This is a genomic window from Actinomycetes bacterium, from assembly GCA_036000965.1.
Classification (GTDB): Bacteria; Actinomycetota; CALGFH01; order CALGFH01; family CALGFH01; genus DASYUT01.
In genome coordinates, this window is sequence record DASYUT010000196.1 from 1 (window position 1) to 18,484 (window position 18,484).

The window sequence follows — 18,484 nt, forward strand, 5'->3', positions numbered from 1 at the left end:
CCACCACCAACCCCAACCCGGCCCAGCCACCCCACCACCAGCAGCAGCCCCAACCCGGCCCAGCCCCAGGCCGGGCGCGGCCCCGGCAAGACCGAGCAGGAACCAAGGCCGCCAAGCACCACCGACCACCGCGTGCGGGACGACGATGGCCAGCTCGCCTGGCTCCGCCTCCGGGTCACGGAGCACCCACGGACCACCTCAGGGGTGAGGTCAGACCGTGTCCGGTCCGGTCAGGCCGGGGCCCGGGCCGCGACCATGGCCGCCTCCCGGGCGGCGGACAGCACGTGGTCGACGTCGGCCTGGGTATGGGCGATGGACACGAACCATGCCTCGTAGGCGCTCGGCGGGAGGTACACACCTCGGTCGAGCATGGCATGGAAGAAGCGGGCGTATGCGCCGGTGTCCTGGTTCCGGGCGGCTGCGTAGTCGAGCACCTCGTCCTTGGTCATGAACACGCTGAACAGGTTCCCGGCCCGCTGGACGCGGCCTGGGAGCCCGGCGTCGTCGAAGGCTGCCTGCACGCCGTCCGCGAGCATGTCCGCCACCTCGTCGAGGCGCTTGTATGCCCTGGCGTCCAGCAGCGACAGCGTCGCCAGGCCGGCCGCGGTGGCCAGCGGGTTTCCAGACAGGGTGCCGGCCTGGTACACCGGCCCCTCGGGCGCGACCTGGCCCATGAGCGTGGCCGGGCCGCCGTAGGCGGCCGCCGGCAGCCCGCCGCCGACGACCTTCCCGAAGGTGAGGAGGTCCGGTTCCAGCCCGTACATGCCGGTGGCGCCGGCGGGGTGGATCCGGAACCCGGTCATGACCTCGTCGACCACGAGCAGCGCGCCCGCCCGCCGGGTCTCGTGGCGCAGGGCGGCCAGGAAGCCGGCCGTGGGCGGGACGACTCCCATGTTCGCCGCCACCGGCTCGACCATGACCGCGGCGATCTCCGCGCCCGCGGTCGCGAAGGCCGCAGCGAGCGCGTTCTCGTCGTTGTAGGGCAGGACCATCGTGTCCGCGGTCTGGGCGCTCGTCACCCCCGGGGAGTCGGGCAGGCCCAGGGTGGCGACGCCAGAGCCTGCCGCGGCCAGCAGGCCGTCGGCATGGCCGTGGTAGCAGCCGGCGAACTTCACGATCCTTGCCCGGCCGGTGGCGGCCCGGGCCAGCCGGGCGGCACTCATCGTCGCCTCCGTGCCCGAGTTGACCATGCGCAGCTTCTCGACCGCGGGGACCCGGCGCGCGACCTCCTCGGCCAGCTCGACCTCGGCCTCGGTGGGCGCGCCGAACGACGTGCCCCGGGCGGCCGCGGCCTGGACCGCCTCCACCACGCGGGGGTGGGCGTGCCCGGCGATCAGCGGGCCCCACGAGAGGACCAGGTCGACGTACCGGTTGCCGTCCACGTCCCACAGCCAGGCACCCTGCCCGCGGGCGAAGAAGCGCGGCGTGCCGCCGACCGCCCCGAACCCGCGCACCGGCGAGTTGACCCCACCGGGAATCCGCGCCCGTGCCCGCTCGAACAGCGCCGTGCTGCGCGGCACGCCGCGCTGGCGGCTCCCGCCGGTCATCGCCGAGCCTCGTGGAGCTCGGCGAGGCGGCCGGTGTCCTCGGCGGTCAGGTCGGGCAGGTCGGAGGCTGTCGCGTACTCCACCAGTCGCTCCTCGTCATCGATGTCGGCAAGGACCGTGGCCACGGCCGGGTGGCCCAGCACGAACCGGCAGGCGGCTTGGCCGCTGGTCTGACCCCGGTCCTGGGTGAGGAAGCGGTACCGCAAGCTCCACGCTCCTTGGCTGGACGTCCCTGGCCGCACGTCCCTGGCCGCACGTCCCTGGCTGGACGTCCCTGGGCCGGAGGGCGCCCCTGGCCGGACCTCCCCCGGCCGGAACCTCCACGCCGGCCAGTCTACGACCGGCCCGGCCGGTGCGCCGGCCGTCCCCTGGCTTGGGGGCAGGCCGCGATGTGCGCCAGACTCTGGGGATGCAACGAGCGAAGGAGGTCGGGCGCTGAAGCTGGACGACTGGTTCCTACGTGCCGACGAACGCGGCAACCGGGCCACCGAGATCGACCGCCGGCGTGGCGACGGGCGGGCCTGGACCGAGGGCAACCGCGCCGAGGCGCTGGTGCACGGGGCCACCTACCTCCGGTGCCTGCTGGCCGAGTTGCGCTCGCTTCGGCCTGGCGATCTCGTCTTCCTGACCGACTGGTGCGGGGACGCCGACGAGCGCCTGGACGGCCCGGGCACCGAGGTCGGGACCGTGCTCGCCGGCCTGGCCGAGCGGGGCGTGCAGGTGCGTGGCCTGCTGTGGCGCTCCCACCCGCGCTGGACCCACTTCACCGAGGAGTCGAACCTGCACCTCGGGGAGGTCGTGAACCAGGCAGGGGGCGAGATCCTGCTCGACGCGCGGGTCAGGGGCCCGGGCAGCCAGCACCAGAAGCTGGTGGTGGTCCGCCACCCCGGCCGCGAGGACGAGGACGTCGCCTTCCTGGGCGGGATCGACCTGTGCCACGGCCGGCGGGACGACGAACGCCACCTCGGCGACCCCCAGCCGGTCGACATGGACCCGCGCTACGGCCCCCGGCCGCCCTGGCACGACGCGCAGCTCGAGGTCCGCGGCCCGGCAGTGGGCGACCTGGACCTCACCTTCCGGGAGCGCTGGGGGGACCCCACCCCGCTCGACCACCGCAACCCCTGGCGAGCCCTGCTGACCAGGCGGATCGGCGAGCCCAGGCACCCCGACCCCCTGCCGCCGATGCCGCCCGACCCGGGGCCGGCCGGCCCGCACGCGGTCCAGGTGCTGCGTACCTACCCGGCCAAGCGGCCTGCCCTGCCGTTCGCGCCGAGGGGAGAGCGGAGCATCGCCCGCGCCTACGCCAAGGCGTTCTGGCGGGCCAGGAGCCTGATCTACCTCGAGGACCAGTACCTGTGGTCGGTGCAGGTGGCCCGCCTGATCGCCGACGCGCTGCGCCGCTCGTCAGAGCTCCGGTTCGTGGCCGTGGTCCCACGCTACCCCGACCGGGACGGTCGGCTCTCCGGGCCCCCGAACCGGATCGGCCAGCAGACCGCGATGGACGTGGTCCGGTCCGCCGGAGGCGACCGGGTAGCCGTCTACGACCTCGAGAACGAGAACGGCACCCCCATCTACGTGCACGCCAAGGTGTGCGTGATCGACGACGTGTGGGCGGCCGTCGGCTCGGACAACCTCAACCGGCGCTCGTGGACCCATGACGCCGAGCTGGCCGCTGCCGTGCTCGACGGCACCCTGCACCCCGGGGACCCGACCGACCCCGCTGGGCTGGGCGACGGCGCCCGGGTGTTCGCCCGGGAGCTGCGCCTGCGCCTGTGGCGCGAGCATCTCGGCCGGGCGCCAGGTGATGATGCCGACCTGCTGGACCCGGAGCGCGGGTTCCGTGCCTGGCAGGACGCTGCCGAGGCGCTCACCGTCTGGAAGCGGGACGGCCGGCGGGGCCCCCGTCCGCCTGGTCGAGCCACTGTGCACGACCCGGGCCGGGTCAAGCCCTGGGCCGCCTGGTGGGCACGCCCCGTCTACGCCACCATCGTCGACCCGGACGGCCGCCCCCGCCACCTCCTCCGCAGCGGCCGCTTCTGATCGCGGCCCAAGGACCTGATGGGGCGAAGCGACTTGCCCGCTCTCCGAGGCTCTGCAGGAGGCTCTGCAGGTTGTGCCGTACGCCTGCGGCGACGATCGACGGCTTCCCCGTACGGGTGCCCTGTTGATGGGGTCTGTTGGCCTACCAGCTCAGGTGTCGGGCATGGTCCGCTGGCCTACCGGCCCAGGTGTCGGGCGAGGAAGGCGATCGCCGTCGGGTAGCGGTACTCGATGGCCATGTGGGTGGCGTCGAACAGCTCGAAGACATGCTCCACGCCCAGGGCGTCCAGCTCGGCGGCGAACGCGGCCGCGCCGAGGTCGAGGTAGTACTCGTCCCGCTTGCCGGCGTCGATCCAGATGCCGCGCATCGAGCGCAGCGCGTCCCTGTGCTTGGGGGCCATCCGGACCGGGTCGAGATCGAGCCACCGCTGCCAGACCTCGTCGCGCAGCCGCCCCGTGGCGGTGTCGAAGGGCAGGGTCACCGTGCCGTCCGGCTCGGCCGAGTAGCAGGCCGCCATGCACCAGGCGTTGAGCAGCTCCTCGTCGTGTTCGACGCTGAACGCCGGCCGGGAGCGGAAGTCGGCCCAGAAGAGCTCGTAGGAGCCGTCGTACCGGTCGCGGAGGGTCCTGGCCACGACCCGGAAGTCGGGCAGGTAGCAGCTTTCGAACAGGGCGTCGCCGGCGTGGCTGGCCAGGGCGCCGAACACGTCGGGACGGAGCATCGGCACGACCATGGCGCCATAGCCGCCGCTCGACTTGCCGGCCAGGCCGCGGTGGTCCCGGCTCGCGAGCGTCAGGTAGCGCTCGTCGACGAACCCCACCACCTCGTCGCAGAGGTAGTCGAGGTAGCGGCCGGTGCCAGGCGAGTTCAGGTACTGGCTGCCGCCCAGCGAGGTCCAGGCGTCCACCAGCACGACGATGCAGGATGGCGTGCCACCGCCCGCGAACAGCTCGTCGACCCGCTCGGGAACGTTGGGCCGGAACGGCGAGCGGTTCCACCACATGTCGACCTGGCCGGTGAGCCCTTGGATGACGTAGACGGTCGGGTAGCGGCGGTCCGGGTCGTCGCCGTACCCGGGCGGCAGGTAGACCCAGACAGGCCGCTCGTACGGGTCGCCGAGCGGGTTGCCCCGAAGGACCCGGCTCGAGATCGTGTGCTGCTCGAACCGCCCTCGAGCGTCCACGTTCCATGGGCGCATGCTCGACCCTTCCTTCCGTGGTTGCTTGGTCCTGCCTCATCTGGACTTGGTCCTGCCTCATTTCATCACGCCGGTGACGAGTGTGATCCCGCTCGCCCGCTCGAGCACTTCCGCTTCTGGCCGAGGCCCAGGCGCGTGGCTACGAACGGGCCCAGCTGTGGACCCATGCCGACAACGCACGCGCCCACCGGCTCTACGAGGGCCGGGGCTTCCGGCGCTCGGGCCGCGAGAAGGACGACGGCCTCGGCGAGCGGATCGTCCACTACCAGCGGCCCCTGCCGTCCTGAGCGCGCCAGGCCCGGGCCGGTTACGGGCAGAAGGCGGCGAGGCGCTGCCTGGCCCGCGCGTGGCCGAGGTTCCAGGCTGGCCAGCCGGTCCAGCGCGGGGCGGGGCGCTCCTGGCAGAGTCGCGCGGTCACGGCGGCGCGCGCGGCCGGGTCCAGGGACGGCACCCGGTCGACCAGCGTGGGGACCGCGTCGTCGGACAGGCCGGCGAGATAGGCTTGGTCGAGGCGCTCAGCTGTGTCGAAGCGTCCAGCCGGGTCGAGCGAGCCTGCCTCCGCCGCAGGGGCACGGGCGAGGTTGTGGCCGTACCACCACGGCCTCCGGATTGACCACGTTGAGGGCGAGCAGCAGGGCCAGCCCGACTGCGGCGGCGGCGCCCAGGAACCAGGCCCGGCGGCTGCCGAGGCCGGCCAGGGAGCAGCCCAGCAGCAGGAACACCACGCCGACCCAGTAGCTGAACAGCTCGCTGTACAGGCGCAGCATCGTCAGGCCGAAGGTGCGCTCGTAGAGGTCGAGGCGGCGGATGGCGACGACCACGACGACCAGGGTGAGCGCGACCGCGACCTCGGCCAGGACGGCGAACGCCCGCCGCCGCCCAGGGTGCTCGAGGTCGGTGAGCGCGCGGAGCGCGAGCAGGACGCCCAGGGTGATGACGGCCACGGCCAGGAGCTGGAAGAAACCAGACCGGGCGTACTCGGCGTAGGTCAGCCCGGCGGTGGCAAGGACGTGGCGCCCGCCCTTGGAGAGCGCCACCACCTGGGCGGCCGCGAACACGGCGAACAGTACGGCCAGGCCGGCAAGCACGATCATCGCCTCGATGCTGCCGAGCATCCGGCGGCCCGGCCCGAGGGGGCCGACCGGCACGACCGAGGTGACCCGGAGCAGGGAGGCAGCCCCCCAGGCCCCGACGGCGAGCGCGGCGGCGTGGCCGGCCAGGCTGGCCAGGTCCACGTCGACCCGGAAGAAGCTCGCGAAGACCGCGTCGGCCGAGGCGAGCAGGAAGCCGAGCAGGAGCAGCAGCGGGACCGCGAGCAGCACGCCGCCGACCACGCGCAGCACCGCCTCGGCGCGCCCGGCCTCGCCGAGGTGCCGGCGGGCGGCCCGCCTGGCCGGCGCGGCCGCGAACGCCAGCGCGGCCATCGCGTGGAGCACGGCGTGCACCGCCCGCATGACCACCCGCGGGACGGTCAAGTCGAGCACGTCCCCGCCCCGGGCCAGCGACGCCCCGAGCGCGAGCAGGCCCAGGGCGGCCAGCAGGTCCAGCGGCAGTAGCCAGGCACTGGTGCGTATGGCCAGGAAGGCGCCGAACACGGGCGCGACCGCCGCAACCAGCCTGGCCTGCCAGGTCGCGAGCCGGCCGCAGGCCAGGAGGGCCACCGCGGCCACGAGCACCAGCAGCGCCCCGGCAAGCCCCAGCGCCCCTGACCGCAGCGCGAGGTCGGTGGCCACGGCGGTCGCGGCCACCCCGGCGACGACCCAGCCGTCGGCCGGGTCGAGCACGGTCGGGACGGTCCCGGGGACGGCCAGCGTCTCCTCGCCCGCCGCCTGGCTCATGGCTTCCCTCCTGGTAGGACGACGACCATCCGGCAGCCGTGCGGCTCGCGCCGCTCGGGGCGGATCTGGCCGTCGTGCAAGTCGAGGATAGGCGGCTCAGGTTGAGAAACCGCATCCAGGATGCGGAGATTCAGCGGAGACCATTCCGGCCCACCGATCGGCCCGGCCATGGCACCGGCGCTCTTGGGGGGCCGTTGGGGGGACCTAGCTCTTGAAGATGTCCAGGGGGAGGAACGCCGAGACCACGAAGTTCGGCACGTCGACCAGCTCGCTGACCTTGAGGTCGACGGCGACGCTGCAGATCGCGTAGGCCTGCTGCGGCGTCCAGCCGCCGTGGTGGCCGAGGTGGTCGATCATGTTCAGCAGGGCGTTCCTGGCCGCCAGGGTCAGGTCCTCGGGCCGGTTCTCCCCGTCCTTGGTGACCGACAGCCCGGTGGTGGCGAAGAACCGGCGGGGCGCCGCGAACTCGGGCGCGACGTGGTAGTCGTCCCTGGCGAACTGGAGATCCCGGATGTTCCTGGCCGCGGCCATGCCCTGGTGGACCGTGAAGCGGACGTGCAGGGTGGAGCGCATCTCGATGGCGGTGCCGCAGGTCTCGCAGTCGCCTTGCGCGAAGTGGGCGTCGCCGGCCGAGAACAGGCCGCCGGGCTCGTACACCGGGATGTACAGGTGGGCGCCCTTGCCAAGCTGCTTGATGTCGACGTTCCCGGCGGTCTCGCGGGGTGGGATGGTGCGCAGCGCCTCGCGGGCGATCGCCTCGTCGGCGGGCACGGCGTCGGTGGGGTCGGGTGGCAGCACGAACCCGCCCTGGTCCAGGGCGGCCTGCTCCCTGGCCGCGCAGGCCGCCATCAGCTCGCGGCTCGGCGCCAGCCCGATGGTGCCCATGAACGAATGACCGGGGATGCGGACGCCGGGCAGGTCCCCGGACTCCGCCCACCCGCCAGCGATCGACCAGCGCACCATGAACGGGTCGGGGAACACGTCCCGAAGGAACCCGAAGCCGGGCACCTGCACGGTGTAGCCGTAGCTGTCCGGCTCGACGTCGAGGATCTCGACCTCGAGGACGTCGCCCGGTTCGGCGCCGTGCACGAACACCGGCCCGGTGAGCGGGTGGACGACGTTGAGGTTGGGCGCGGCGACCGTCTCGAGGGTGGCGTCGGGGCCCATCTGCCCGTCGAAGGCGTCCCGCGTGTCGAGGACGACCTCGTCGCCCGGGTCGCAGTGGACGATCGGGGCGACGCCCGGGTGCCAGCGGTTGTGCCCGGTGCCCGGCTCCTCGCCCAATGCCTTGGAGTAGTCGACGCGGACCTCGTGCGTGGCCAAGGTGACCTCCTGGGTCGCTGGGCGCGTGCTACAGCAGCGGGGCGGCCTCGCGGGCGAAGTAGGTCACGATCAGGTCGGCGCCCGCGCGCCGGATGCCGGTCAGCACCTCGAGCATGGTGCGCTCGCCGTCGAGCCAGCCCCGTTCGGCGGCTGCCTTCACCATCGCGTACTCCCCGGACACGTGGTAGGCGGCCGTAGGCAGCCCGAACGCCTGCTTGACCCGCCAGACGACGTCCAGGTAGGCCAGGGCGGGCTTGACCATGAGGAGGTCGGCGCCCTCGGCGATGTCGAGCCCGACCTCCCGGATGGCCTCGTCGCCGTTGCCGGGGTCCATCTGGTAGGCGGTGCGGTCGCCGAACTTGGGCGCGCCCTCGGCCGCCTCCCGGAACGGGCCGTACAGGGCCGACGCGTACTTGGCGGCGTAGGCGAGGATGGCGGTATCGGTGAAGCCGGCCTCGTCGAGGGCGGCGCGGACGACGCCGACCTGCCCGTCCATCATGCCGCTGGGCGCGACCACGTCCGCGCCGGCCCGGGCCTGCGCCACGGCGATCCGCCCGTACCGTTCGAGGGTGGCGTCGTTGTCGACCGGACCATCCTCCTCCAGCAGCCCGCAGTGGCCGTGGCTGGTGTACTCGCACAGACACAGGTCGGCGATCAGGGCCACCTCGTCGCCGAGGTCGGCCTGGAGCGCCTGGAGCGCCCGTTGCACGATCCCGTCGGGCGCCCAGGCCTGCGAGCCCTCGGCGTCCTTGGACGCCGGAACGCCGAACAGCAGCAGCGCCGGGATGCCGAGCGCGGCCAGCTCGGCGGCCTCCTTGCGCAGGCTCTCCAGGGTGTGCTGCCAGTGGCCGGGCATCGACGAGATCGCGACCGGCTCGCCGATGCCCTCCTTGACGAACAGGGGCGCCACCAGGTCCCGGCGCGTGACGCTCGTCTCCCGGACGAGGTCGCGCAGCACCCGGGTGCGGCGCAGACGGCGAGGACGGCTGGTCGGGAAGGGCGGTGGCTGCATCCTCACTCCTCGGTGCCCGGCGGGTGGATCTGGGGCGCCCGAACCGTACACCGCACCGTCCCCAGACGCGACCACCGTCGGCGGCAGGATCGGGTGCAACCTGGCGTAGGCAGCTCGCGTGTAGGCGTCATGAGGGGCGACAACCGGGAGTTCGCCGACTTCTTCGGCGACGAGTACTGGCCGCTGCGGCGGCTCGGCTTCCTGCTGACCGGAAGCTGGCACGAGGCCGACGAACTGGCCCAGGAGGCCACCGCGCGGACCTTCGCGGCCTGGCCGCGGCTGCGGCGGCGCGACCAGGCCGCCGCCTACGCGCGCAGGATTCTGGTCAACCGGCACCGGTCGCTGCTGCGGCGCGCGCTGGTCGAGGCCCGCCACGCCGTGACCCACCGCGAGGAGCGCTACGGCTGGGGCCGCGGGGCGGCCACGGCCTGCTCGATGGCGGCGACCAGGCCGGGGATGGTGTGCTCGCGGGCCTCGGCGGCGACCTGCATGCGGGCCGCCCGGGCCGCCCCGGCGGTGACCGGCCCGATGACCGCGACCCGCACGCCGTCCGGAGGCGGACCCCCGTAGGCGCGGACGAACCCGGTCACGGTCGAGGCCGCGGTGAACGCGACCCAGTCCACCTCGCCGCCGTCCAGCCGCTTGCGGGCGGCGGGGTCCATCTCCTCGAGGGGGACGGTGCGGTAGGCGACGACGTCGTCGGGGTCGCCGCCCTTGGCCGCGACGGCCCGGGAGAGCTCGGGGTTGGCGAGGTCCGCCCGCGGCAGCAGCACCCGGCCGGGCAGGTCCGGGAACGCCTCGCCGAGCGCCGCGGTGGTGGCCACGTCCGGCACGAGGTCGGCGGCGATCCCCCACGCGCGTAGCTGGGCCTCGGTGGCCGGCCCCACCGCGGCCACCCGGGCCCGCCCGAGCGCTCGGGCGTCCAGGCCAGCTGCCTCGACACGGTCGCGCAGTGCGGCCACGCCGTTGGCGCTGGTCAGCACGACCCAGTCGTAGGCGCCGGCGGCGAGCAGCCCGACCGCCCGGTCCAGCTCGGCGGTGGTCTCTGGCGGCCGCACCTCGATGGTCGGCGCCTCGAGCGGCTCGGCGCCGCGCTCGCGGAGCAGCGCGGAGAAGGAGCTGGCCTGCTCGCGGGTCCGGGGCACGAGCACGGTCTGGCCGAACAGCGGCCGGTTCTCGTACCAGGCCAGGCGGTCGCCCATGGCCACGACCTCGCCGATCACGATCACGGCGGGAGCGCGGACGCCGGCCCGGACGGCCTCCTCGGCGATGGTGGCGAGCGTGGCCCGCACGACCCGCTGGGCCGGGGTCGTGCCCTGCTCCACCACGGCGGCCGGTGTGTCCGGGTGGCGTCCGGCCTCGGTCAGCCGGTCCGCGATGGCGGCCAGGCGCCCCATCCCCATGAGCACGCAGACCGTGCCGACCCGGGCCAGGGCCGCCCAGCGGGTGCTGGCGGGCTCTCCGTTCGGGTCCTCATGCCCGGTGACCACGGCGAACGTGCTCGACAGGTCGCGGTGGGTTACTGGGATGCCGGCGTAGGCGGGGACTGCCACGGCCGAGGAGACCCCGGGGACGACCTCGAAGGGCACTCCGGCCTCGGCGCACGCCTCGGCTTCCTCGCCCCCGCGCCCCAGCACGAACGGGTCGCCGCCCTTGAGCCGGACCACCCGCCCGCCCGCCCTGGCCCGGTCGACGAGCAAGGCGTTGATCTGAGCCTGCGCCAGAGGGTGGCGGTCGGGCAGCTTGCCGGCGTCGACTCGCTCGCACCCGCTGGGCGCCGCCTCGACCAGCCCGGGCGGGATCAGGCGGTCGTAGACGAGCACGTCGGCCTGGCCGACCAGCTCGAGGGCGCGCACGGTGACCAGCCCGGGATCGCCCGGGCCGGCACCGACGATGTGCACGATCCCGGTCCTGGCGGCCGGGCGGCCGGGCGGCCGGGCGGCCGCCTCCGGGTGCGATCGTCCCCCCGGGTCCTGACGCCCCTGCGGGTGCGGGCGCCCCGCCGGATCCGGGCGCCCCGCCGGCTTCGGGTGCCCGCCGGGGTCCTGACGCCCCGCCAGATCCAGGCGCTCCTCCGGGTCGGGGCGCCCCGCCCGGTCTGGGCGCCCCTCGGGGTCCGGGCGCCAGGCCTGGTTCACCGGCGGCTCGCCTCCACCAGGGCGCGGACCTCCGGTCCGCAGGCCGCCAGCAGGCGGTCGGCCAGGGCCTGGCCGAGGCCTTCGGGGTCGTCGGGCGGCCCGAGCAGGCGCTCGCGGACGAGGCCCTTGCCGTCAGCGGCGGCCAGGAAGCCCTGGATCTCGAGGCGCCCCCCGCTGTCCGGTTCCGGGGCGCGCAGCAGCGCCCCGGCCGGGAGCGTGCAGGAGCCGCCGAGCCGGGCCAGGAAGGCGCGCTCCCCCCGCAGCGCCACCCGCGAGGGCCGGTGGGTGAGGACGCCGAGCAGGCCGAGCACCCTGGTGTCGTCCTCGCGCGCCTCGACGGCAAGGCAGCCCTGGCCGGGCGCCGGGGTGAAGACCTCGGGGTCGAGCGGCGCGGCGGCCTCCTCGGCCAGGCCGAGCCGGCGGAGCCCGGCGGCGGCCAGCACGGCCGCGTCCAGCTCGCCCGAGCGCACCCGGCGGACCCGGGAGTCGACGTTGCCGCGGACTCCGACGACCTCCAGGTCCGGACGCAGCCAGGAGAGCAGTGCGAGCCGGCGTGGGCTGCCGGTGCCCACCCGGGCGCCGCGCGGCAGGCGGTCCAGGTCGCCGGCTGCCGGCCCGCGCTCGGGCTGCCGGGTCACCGGCACGTCCCGCGGGCCCTCGCGCTCGGGCTGCCGGGTCACCAGCACGTCCCGCGGGTCCTCGCGCTCGGGCACCGCGGCCAGCACGAGCCCGGGCACCTGGGCCGCGGGAAGGTCCTTGGCCGAGTGCACGGCCAGGTCGGCCCGGCCGTCGAGCACCGCCTCCTGCACCGCGGCGGTGAACACCCCCTTGCCCCCGAGCGCGGTGGTGGGCACGTCCCGGCGCCGGTCGCCCTCGGTCACGACCGGGACGATGACAACCTGGAGCCCTGGCCAGGCCGTCGCGAGCCCGTCGGCGACCAGCCTGCTCTGGGCCAGGGCCAGGGCGCTCCCCCTGGTCGCGATGCGGATCGAAGGCTCGTCGGGCGCGGGCTTGACAGGCGCTGGCTTGTCAGGCATCGAGGTCGTCCAGGGCGTACAGCTCTCGCAGCATGCGGGCGTAGAGGTCGCCGTCCGGGCCGGCGGCGAGCGCCTTGCCGCGCACCACCGGCTCGTGCAGCAGCTTGTTGACCAGGCCCTTGGTAACCGCCTCGACCGCCGCCCGCTCACGCTCGGAGAGGCCGGAGAGGCGGGAGGCGGCCCGGTTCAGCTCCCGCCGGCGGACCTCCTCGGCCCGGGTCCGCAGGGCGCGGATGGTCGGGCCGAGCCGCGCCTCCCGCTGCCAGCTCATGAACGCCTGGGACTCGGCCGCGATCAGCTCGCGGACGCGCTCGATCTCGTCGCGCCGGCCGGCGTCCTCGGTCTCGAGCACGGCCCGGAGCCCGTCCAGGTCGGCCAGGACCACCCCGGGCAGGGCACGCACGTCGGGATCGACGTCCCTCGGCACCCCGAGGTCGAGCACGACCAGCGTCGAGGGCACGCCGCTGGCACGACGGCGGGCCGTGGCCGCAGCCACCACGCCCGCGGTGACAGTGGGTGCGACCGCCGCGGTCGAGGCGACGACGAGGTCGGCCGCGACCAGCTCGTCCTCGATCCGGTCCAGGGGCACCGAACGACCGCCGAGCTCGCGGGCGAGGGCGGCGCCGTTGGCGGCGGTGCGGTTGGCCACGACGAGCTCGCCGGCACCGCACGCGCGTACCGTGCGGCCGGCCAGGCGGCCCATCCGGCCCGCGCCCACCACCAGCACCCGGCGGCCGGCCAAGCTGCCGAGCTGCCCCTCGGCGACCCGCATGCCCACGGTCAGGGTGGAGGTGAGCCCGGCGCCGATCCGCGTCTCGGCCCTGGCCCGGCGGCCGACCTTGATCGCCTGGCGGAACAGGGTCGACAGGACCGGCCCGACGGCCCGCTCGGCGGTCGCGCCCTGGAAGGCCTCGCGCACCTGCCCGAGGACCTGGGTCTCGCCGACCACCATCGAGTCGACCCCGGACGCGACCGCGAACAGGTGCTGGACCGCGCGCTCCTCGTAGTAGGCGTAGAGGTGGTGGGCGAAGTCCTGCGGGTCGAGGTGGTGGAACTCGGCCAGGGAGTGGCGCACGTCGGCCGCGCCGCCGTGGAAGCGGCTGATCGCGGTGTAGACCTCGACCCGGTTGCAGGTCGACAGGACCACGGCCTCGTGGACGTGATCCTGGGCGAGCAGGTGGGCGAGTGCCTTGGGCCTGCGTTCTTGGTCGACCGCGAGCCGCTCGAGCTGGTCGAGCGGGGCGCTCTTGAAGTTCAGGCCGACGACGAAGACCGGCATGCCCGGATCCTCTCGCGTACGATGGCAGGCTGGCCGCGGCGGACGGCCTCGAGCACGTCGGGTGCGAGCAGGCCGTCCCAGGCCGCCTGGTCGGCGGCCCTGGGAAGGCTACCGCGATTGGCGGCGAACAGCTCGACCAGCTCGGCCCATTCCGGCCCGAGGACCCCCTCGAGCCGGCGCCGGAGCGCCCCGGCCAGCCCCGGCGTCCGCCCGGAGGTGGCGACCGCGACCGTGAGGTCGCCCCGGCGGAGCACAGCGGGCACGGTGAACCCGCCGCCGTCCGGGCTGTCGGCCCGGTTCACCAGCACGCCGCTGGACCGGCCTTCCTCGGCTACCCTGGCGTTCACGGCCGGGTCGCTGGTGGCGGCCACGGCCAGCACGGCGCCGGCGAGGTCCCCCGGCCGCCAGGCTCGCGCCTCGACCACGATCTCGCCCCGCCCGGCCAGGTCGGCCAGGCCCGGCGTCACCTCGGGGCTGACCAGCCGCACGGTCGCGCCGGCGGCGAGCAGCCCGCGTACCTTCCGTTCGGCCACCGGGCCGCCGCCGGCCACCACGGTCGGGCGACCGGCAAGGTCGACGAGGATCGGGTACCTGGCCGTCATGACCTGCAGGTCAGCTTCTGGTCACTGGGGGGGCCGTCCCGGGGTCCGCCAGCGGCCTGGCCGCGGTCTGGCGGACCAGGTCCACGGCTGCCCGGCGCTGCTCGTGGAAGGACAGGATCTGCAGCTCGGTGGAGAGGTCGACCTTGCGCAGCGACACGCCCGGGGGGACCTGCACGTGGGCGGGGGCGAAGTTCAGGATCGAGGCCACGCCGGCGGCGACCAGCCGGTCGCACACCTCCTGGGCGGAGGAGGCCGTGGTGGAGACCACCCCGATGGCGACCTGTTCCTCCTTGACGATGCGGTCGAGGTCGTCGATGTGCTCGACGGTGACGTCGCCGACCCGCTCGCCGACCTTGGCCGGGTCGGCGTCGAGGAGGGCGACGATGCGGAACCCGCGCTCCCTGAAGCCGTGGTAGTTGGCCAGGGCGTGGCCCAGGTTGCCGACCCCGACGATGGCCACCGCCCAGTCCTGCTCGAGCCCCAGCTCGCGCCGGACCTGGTAGATGAGGTACTCCACGTCGTAGCCGACGCCCCGGGTGCCGTACGACCCGAGGTAGGAGAGGTCCTTGCGCACCTTGGCGGAGTTGACCCCGGCGGCCTCCGCGAGCTGCTCGGAGGAGACCGTATGCGTTCCCCGCTCGGCCATGTCGACCAGGCAGCGCAGGTAGATGGGGAGTCGGGCTACGGTGGCTTCCGGGATGCTGCGGTCTCGCACGATGCTCAGGTCTCCCCTGCGGTCCAACGGCTGGCGGGGCAGGCGTCCCGCGTCTGTCCTTCGAGTCTAGGCCCTTGTGACAGGCTTCTCAAACGGTACTCCGGGCTTGCAGGCAGGCGCGGAGCAGGTCGACCGGAACTTCGTACTCGAAGATCTCCTCCCCGTCGACTGCGACGACGGGCACCCGGACCCCGTAGCGGCGGGCCAGCCCCGCGTCGCGGTCGACGTCGACCAGCTCGAGCGCGAACCGGATCGTGGCCTGCTCGGCCCGGAGCACCTCCTCGGCTGCCTCGCACAGGTGGCAGCCGACCCGGGTGTACAGGGTGACCGCGGTCACGGCCCCGCCCTCACCGGGCCTGCCCGCGCCGGGCCCGGGCGCGCCGGCGCGGAGGCGCGCCGGAACCCCACGTACATGACCGTGGCCCCCAGGGCGAGGCCGGTCGCCAGCCTGTTGCTCCGGTCCAGGAAGGCGAACACCCCGCCGCTTGCGGCAAGCAGCACGCCGAGCGCGATGAGCAGGTTGCCCTCGAACCGGGCCCGGAGATGGCGCTGGTGGCGCAGCCCGTACCCGCTGGCCACGGCGCCGCCCACCACCACGGCGGTGCCGACCACGTTGCCGAGCACGGCCAGGGCACGCACGCCGACGGGCAGGAACCGCCTGCCCTCGGGCACAACCTGGCCGGCCAGGTCGGCCGCGCCGACCTTGGCCATGGCCACCAGCGCCACGCTGGCCAGGCTGAACACCACCAGGCCGGCGAGGTAGGCGCGGCGGGTGAGCGGGCGCCTGGCCAGCAGGAGCACCGTGCCGAGGCCAAGCCAGGGCACGTTCAGGACCGCGCCGAACAGGTAGTAGAGCTTGAACCCGGCCGGCGTCCACTGGCTGGCCGTCCCGACCGTCAGCGCCAGCGAGGCGACCGCGAACATCGACAGCGAGGCACCCCAGGCGAGCTGGTAGGGTCTGCGCCGGCGGCGGTACTGGCCCAGCACCGCGACCGCGAACGCGGCCGACGCGGCCGTGGCGATGGACGGGAGTAGCCAGTGCACGGGGAAAGTCTAGTCCCGAAGCCTGCTGTTCACCTGCGCGGCACCGCGGGTCGGCCGGTGTCGCCGGGCAGTTGTTACCATCGTGGTGGGACGCCGACGTCCCTGCCCGTCCTGGGCGCCCGGCCAGGCCCCCAGGACCGACTCTTCCTCGACCGAGGAGCGCTCGTGCCCCAGCACCCTCCCGTGCTCGCCGCCACCGGACCGTTCTACATGCACTCGCTCGAGGAGACCTTCGAGACGATCGCCGAGGCCGGGTTCGACGGCGCCGAGCTGATGATCACCCAGGACCGCCTGAGCCAGGACCCGCACCGCATGGCGGCCGTCGCGGCCCGGTACGACCTGCCCGTCCGCGCTGTCCACGGGCCCTTCCTGCTCGCCACCTGGCTGGTCTTCGGCACCGACCCCAAGGGCAAGATCGAGCGCTGCGTCGCGTTCGCTGAGGCGGCCCAGGTGTCGACGATCGTGATCCACCCGCCCTACCGCTGGCAGCTCCGGTACACGGACTGGCTGGTCGAGCGCATCGTCGAGGTGCGCGAGGCGACCGGGGTCACGATCGCGGTGGAGAACATGTTCCCGGTCTGGGTGAACGGCCGGCCCTTGCCGTTCCAGAGCGGCATCGAGCTGGCCGAGCTCGGGCGCTACCCCTGGGTGACCCTGGACACGAGCCACCTGGCCGTGGCCGGCATCGACCTCCTGGAGGCCCAGGCCGAGCTCGGCGACCGGGTCGTGCACGTGCACGCCTCCAACAACGCCGGGCGCGGGCGCGACACCCACGCCCCGCTCGACCAGGGTGTCCTGCCCGTGCCCGAGTTCCTGGAGCGGCTCGGGCAGACCGGCTTCGGCGGCGCGGTCACCCTCGAGCTCGACGTGCGGCCGTGGACCGAGGACCGGGCCGGCCTGATCGCCGTGCTCCGCGACAACGTCGAGACCGCCCGCAAGCACCTGGCCGCCGGAGCCGAGCGGGCCGAGGCCAGCGACCCCTGATCCTCTCTAGCGACCCTGATCCTCTAGGGTGGTTGCAGGTGGGCCGGGCGGGGGACGCCCGTTGCTGCACGCGGGGGTTCGAAACCTGTGGCTCGGAAGGGGTAGGATCGCCCGCTGTCCGGTCCATGCCGTCCGGACCCATGGGCGGACGGGCCGGATCACGGAACGGCCAGGGAGCGAGCAACATGCGCACAGGCACCGCCGTCTTGGTCGCGGTACTGCTGGTGGTGATCGTCGCCGCCGCTGGCGTCCAGCTCTTGGTGCTGCAACGATGACGCCAAACCGGGCACCGGCCCCGCCGACCGGCGAGATCGAGGTCGGGACGATCACCTGCGGCTGCCGCAACGGCAACCTGACCGAGGCCATCGCGGTCCAGCGCAGGCTCGTCGAGCAGGCCATGGCCCGCGACCCGGAGGCGATCGCCGAGCTGTACGACCGCTACGTCGACGACGTGTACGGCTACCTGGTCGCCTGGACGCGCGACCCAGAGGTCGCGGAGGAGCTGACCGAGCGGGTCTTCCGCGACGTGATGACCTGGCTGCCGGTGGTTGCCCGGGGCGAGGGCGAGCTGGGCGCGTGGCTGATCGCGATGGCGCGCGACGCGGTCGCGCACGGGCGTGCCGCCCGGCCCCACGGCGACGACGAGAGCGTGGTCGGCGACGTCGCCCTGCTCGACGACCCGGAGCGGGAGGTCGTCATCCTCCGCCTCCTGCTCGGTCACTCCCTGGTCCACACCGCCCACCTGACCGGCTACCGGCCCCGGGTGACCAAGGCGCTCCAGCTGCTGGCCTGCTCCACGCTGTGGGAGCGCAGCCAGGAGTCGCCCGCGCTCCGGACGGCCAGGGGCGAAGCGTCGTCCGAGAACGGCGCGTCAACGCCCGAGCCGTACTTCCTGGACCCGGCCCAGAGCGACCGGCGGCGGGCCGACGAGTTCGAGCGCCGTCTGAACCGGTGGAGCGCCGACCTCACCGACGACGACCAGAACATGGCCAACGCGCTGGCTGTCGCCTCCTCCCTGCGCGAGGCCGCGGCGACCGTGGTGGTTCCTCCCGACCCGAGCTTCGTGTACCGCGTGCGCGAGGAGTTGGTCGCCGACGCGGTCGTCACGGAGACCGAAGGCCCGGCCGAGCTGCCCATGCGGCGCGCCTCCCGCTTGCGGCGCTCGTCCCGGGCCAAGGGCGCCCGGCTGTCCGGGCTCGTCGCGCTCCTGTCCCACCGGGTCGTGCTCATGACGCTGGTCGGGGTGGTCATGGCCGCCGGCGCCGGCTTCGTGATCGTCAACGCCCTGGCCGGCTCGTCCTCGAAGTGCGGCACCGCCGGGTGCCTGGGCACGACCACGACCGGCGCCGGGGGGCCGGCCGTGGTCGCCGGCACCTCCCCGCCCGAGACCACCGCGGGTGAGCCGACCACGACCGGGCCGGGCGGCACCACGACCAGCGCCACCACGCCAGGCCGGCTCCCGCCCCAGACCAGCAGCAGGGGTGGGGTGATCGCGCCGCCGACCACGGGCACCCCGGGCACCACCGTGAGGCCGCCGATCACCACCCGGCCGCGCCCGCCGACCACGCCGCGCCCGCCGACCACGCCGCCGCCGACCACGCCGCCGCCCACGACCGCGCCGCCCACGACCGCGCCGCCCACGACGACGACCGCGCCGCTGCTCCCGTAGCTCGACTCGTGGCCGGGCGCCACCGCGCTCAGGGGTCCCCGCGTGACTACCGGGCCA

General features: G+C 74.5%; 17 protein-coding genes and 1 pseudogene. 4 read left to right on the forward strand and 14 right to left on the reverse strand.

The window, feature by feature from the left end; all coding sequences use genetic code 11:
• The 3 genes from VG276_18165 to VG276_18175 all read right to left on the reverse strand — a co-directional run.
• On the reverse strand, nt 1-186 hold a 186-nt coding region (locus tag VG276_18165), incomplete at its 3' end, for a hypothetical protein (protein HEV8651258.1).
• Between the two features lie 44 nt (nt 187-230).
• Entirely contained in the window at nt 231-1,547 is a 1,317-nt protein-coding gene (hemL, locus tag VG276_18170; protein ID HEV8651259.1) for a glutamate-1-semialdehyde 2,1-aminomutase, read from the reverse strand.
• The gene (locus VG276_18175; GenBank protein HEV8651260.1) at nt 1,544-1,753 is read right to left on the reverse strand and encodes a hypothetical protein; all 210 of its coding nucleotides are present in this window, start codon (nt 1,751-1,753) and stop codon (nt 1,544-1,546) included. The genes hemL and VG276_18175 overlap by 4 nt, the downstream gene beginning before the upstream one ends.
• 229 nt (nt 1,754-1,982) lie before the next feature.
• Between VG276_18175 and VG276_18180 the strand changes: the two genes are divergently transcribed.
• Entirely contained in the window at nt 1,983-3,587 is a 1,605-nt protein-coding gene (locus VG276_18180) for a phospholipase D family protein (GenBank protein ID HEV8651261.1), read from the forward strand.
• 176 nt (nt 3,588-3,763) lie between these two features.
• Here the strand turns inward: VG276_18180 and VG276_18185 are convergent, their stop codons facing one another.
• From VG276_18185 to hemB, 4 genes are all read right to left on the reverse strand, one after another.
• A complete protein-coding gene (locus VG276_18185) occupies nt 3,764-4,786 on the reverse strand; it encodes an alpha/beta hydrolase-fold protein (protein HEV8651262.1) in 1,023 nt (340 codons plus the stop codon).
• 515 nt (nt 4,787-5,301) lie between these two features.
• Complete coding sequence (locus VG276_18190; GenBank protein HEV8651263.1) at nt 5,302-6,624, reverse strand: DUF4153 domain-containing protein; 1,323 nt, start codon at nt 6,622-6,624, stop codon at nt 5,302-5,304.
• A gap of 204 nt (nt 6,625-6,828) precedes the next feature.
• Nucleotides 6,829-7,947 (reverse strand): acetamidase/formamidase family protein, encoded by a 1,119-nt coding sequence (locus VG276_18195; protein ID HEV8651264.1) that lies wholly within the window; start codon nt 7,945-7,947, stop codon nt 6,829-6,831.
• A gap of 28 nt (nt 7,948-7,975) precedes the next feature.
• Nucleotides 7,976-8,959: a porphobilinogen synthase gene (gene hemB / locus VG276_18200; protein HEV8651265.1), complete on the reverse strand. Its 984-nt coding sequence runs from the start codon at nt 8,957-8,959 to the stop codon at nt 7,976-7,978.
• Between the two features lie 129 nt (nt 8,960-9,088).
• Here hemB and VG276_18205 point away from each other — a divergent pair.
• Nucleotides 9,089-9,256: pseudogene (locus tag VG276_18205) on the forward strand (SigE family RNA polymerase sigma factor).
• Nucleotides 9,257-9,357: 101 nt separating this feature from the next.
• Here VG276_18205 and cobA read toward each other — a convergent pair.
• The 7 genes from cobA to VG276_18240 form a co-directional block, all read right to left on the reverse strand.
• Entirely contained in the window at nt 9,358-10,860 is a 1,503-nt protein-coding gene (gene cobA / locus VG276_18210) for a uroporphyrinogen-III C-methyltransferase (GenBank protein ID HEV8651266.1), read from the reverse strand.
• A 233-nt stretch (nt 10,861-11,093) separates the two neighbouring features.
• Nucleotides 11,094-12,134: a hydroxymethylbilane synthase gene (hemC, locus tag VG276_18215; protein ID HEV8651267.1), complete on the reverse strand. Its 1,041-nt coding sequence runs from the start codon at nt 12,132-12,134 to the stop codon at nt 11,094-11,096.
• Nucleotides 12,127-13,413 (reverse strand): glutamyl-tRNA reductase, encoded by a 1,287-nt coding sequence (locus VG276_18220; GenBank protein HEV8651268.1) that lies wholly within the window; start codon nt 13,411-13,413, stop codon nt 12,127-12,129. The genes hemC and VG276_18220 overlap by 8 nt, the downstream gene beginning before the upstream one ends.
• A complete protein-coding gene (locus tag VG276_18225) occupies nt 13,389-14,015 on the reverse strand; it encodes a bifunctional precorrin-2 dehydrogenase/sirohydrochlorin ferrochelatase (GenBank protein ID HEV8651269.1) in 627 nt (208 codons plus the stop codon). The genes VG276_18220 and VG276_18225 overlap by 25 nt, the downstream gene beginning before the upstream one ends.
• Before the next feature lie 10 nt (nt 14,016-14,025).
• Nucleotides 14,026-14,730 carry a redox-sensing transcriptional repressor Rex gene (locus VG276_18230; GenBank protein HEV8651270.1) on the reverse strand — a complete coding sequence of 235 codons (705 nt, stop codon included), beginning with the start codon at nt 14,728-14,730 and terminating at the stop codon, nt 14,026-14,028.
• An 88-nt stretch (nt 14,731-14,818) separates the two neighbouring features.
• A complete protein-coding gene (locus VG276_18235) occupies nt 14,819-15,067 on the reverse strand; it encodes a glutaredoxin family protein (GenBank protein HEV8651271.1) in 249 nt (82 codons plus the stop codon).
• On the reverse strand, nt 15,064-15,774 hold the full coding sequence (locus tag VG276_18240) for a hypothetical protein (GenBank protein ID HEV8651272.1): 711 nt from the start codon (nt 15,772-15,774) through the stop codon (nt 15,064-15,066). The genes VG276_18235 and VG276_18240 overlap by 4 nt, the downstream gene beginning before the upstream one ends.
• A 165-nt stretch (nt 15,775-15,939) precedes the next feature.
• Here VG276_18240 and VG276_18245 point away from each other — a divergent pair, with 165 nt between their 5' ends.
• Together VG276_18245 and VG276_18250 are read left to right on the forward strand one after the other, a co-directional pair.
• Nucleotides 15,940-16,758, forward strand: a complete 819-nt coding sequence (locus tag VG276_18245; protein HEV8651273.1) for a sugar phosphate isomerase/epimerase family protein — start codon at nt 15,940-15,942, stop codon at nt 16,756-16,758.
• A gap of 271 nt (nt 16,759-17,029) precedes the next feature.
• A complete protein-coding gene (locus VG276_18250) occupies nt 17,030-18,427 on the forward strand; it encodes a hypothetical protein (protein HEV8651274.1) in 1,398 nt (465 codons plus the stop codon).
• Nucleotides 18,428-18,484 lie beyond the last annotated feature (57 nt).

Excerpts from the sequence above, each read along its gene's own strand:
- hemL (HEV8651259.1), bottom strand. The coding sequence starts at position 1,547 with ATGACCGGCGGGAGCCGCCAGCGCGGCGTGCCGCGCAGCACGGCGCTG.
- hemB (HEV8651265.1), bottom strand. The coding sequence starts at position 8,959 with ATGCAGCCACCGCCCTTCCCGACCAGCCGTCCTCGCCGTCTGCGCCGC.
- VG276_18185 (HEV8651262.1), bottom strand. The coding sequence starts at position 4,786 with ATGCGCCCATGGAACGTGGACGCTCGAGGGCGGTTCGAGCAGCACACG.
- VG276_18220 (HEV8651268.1), bottom strand. The coding sequence starts at position 13,413 with ATGCCGGTCTTCGTCGTCGGCCTGAACTTCAAGAGCGCCCCGCTCGAC.
- hemC (HEV8651267.1), bottom strand. The coding sequence starts at position 12,134 with ATGCCTGACAAGCCAGCGCCTGTCAAGCCCGCGCCCGACGAGCCTTCG.
- VG276_18250 (HEV8651274.1), top strand. The coding sequence starts at position 17,030 with ATGACGCCAAACCGGGCACCGGCCCCGCCGACCGGCGAGATCGAGGTC.
- VG276_18190 (HEV8651263.1), bottom strand. The coding sequence starts at position 6,624 with ATGAGCCAGGCGGCGGGCGAGGAGACGCTGGCCGTCCCCGGGACCGTC.
- VG276_18225 (HEV8651269.1), bottom strand. The coding sequence starts at position 14,015 with ATGACGGCCAGGTACCCGATCCTCGTCGACCTTGCCGGTCGCCCGACC.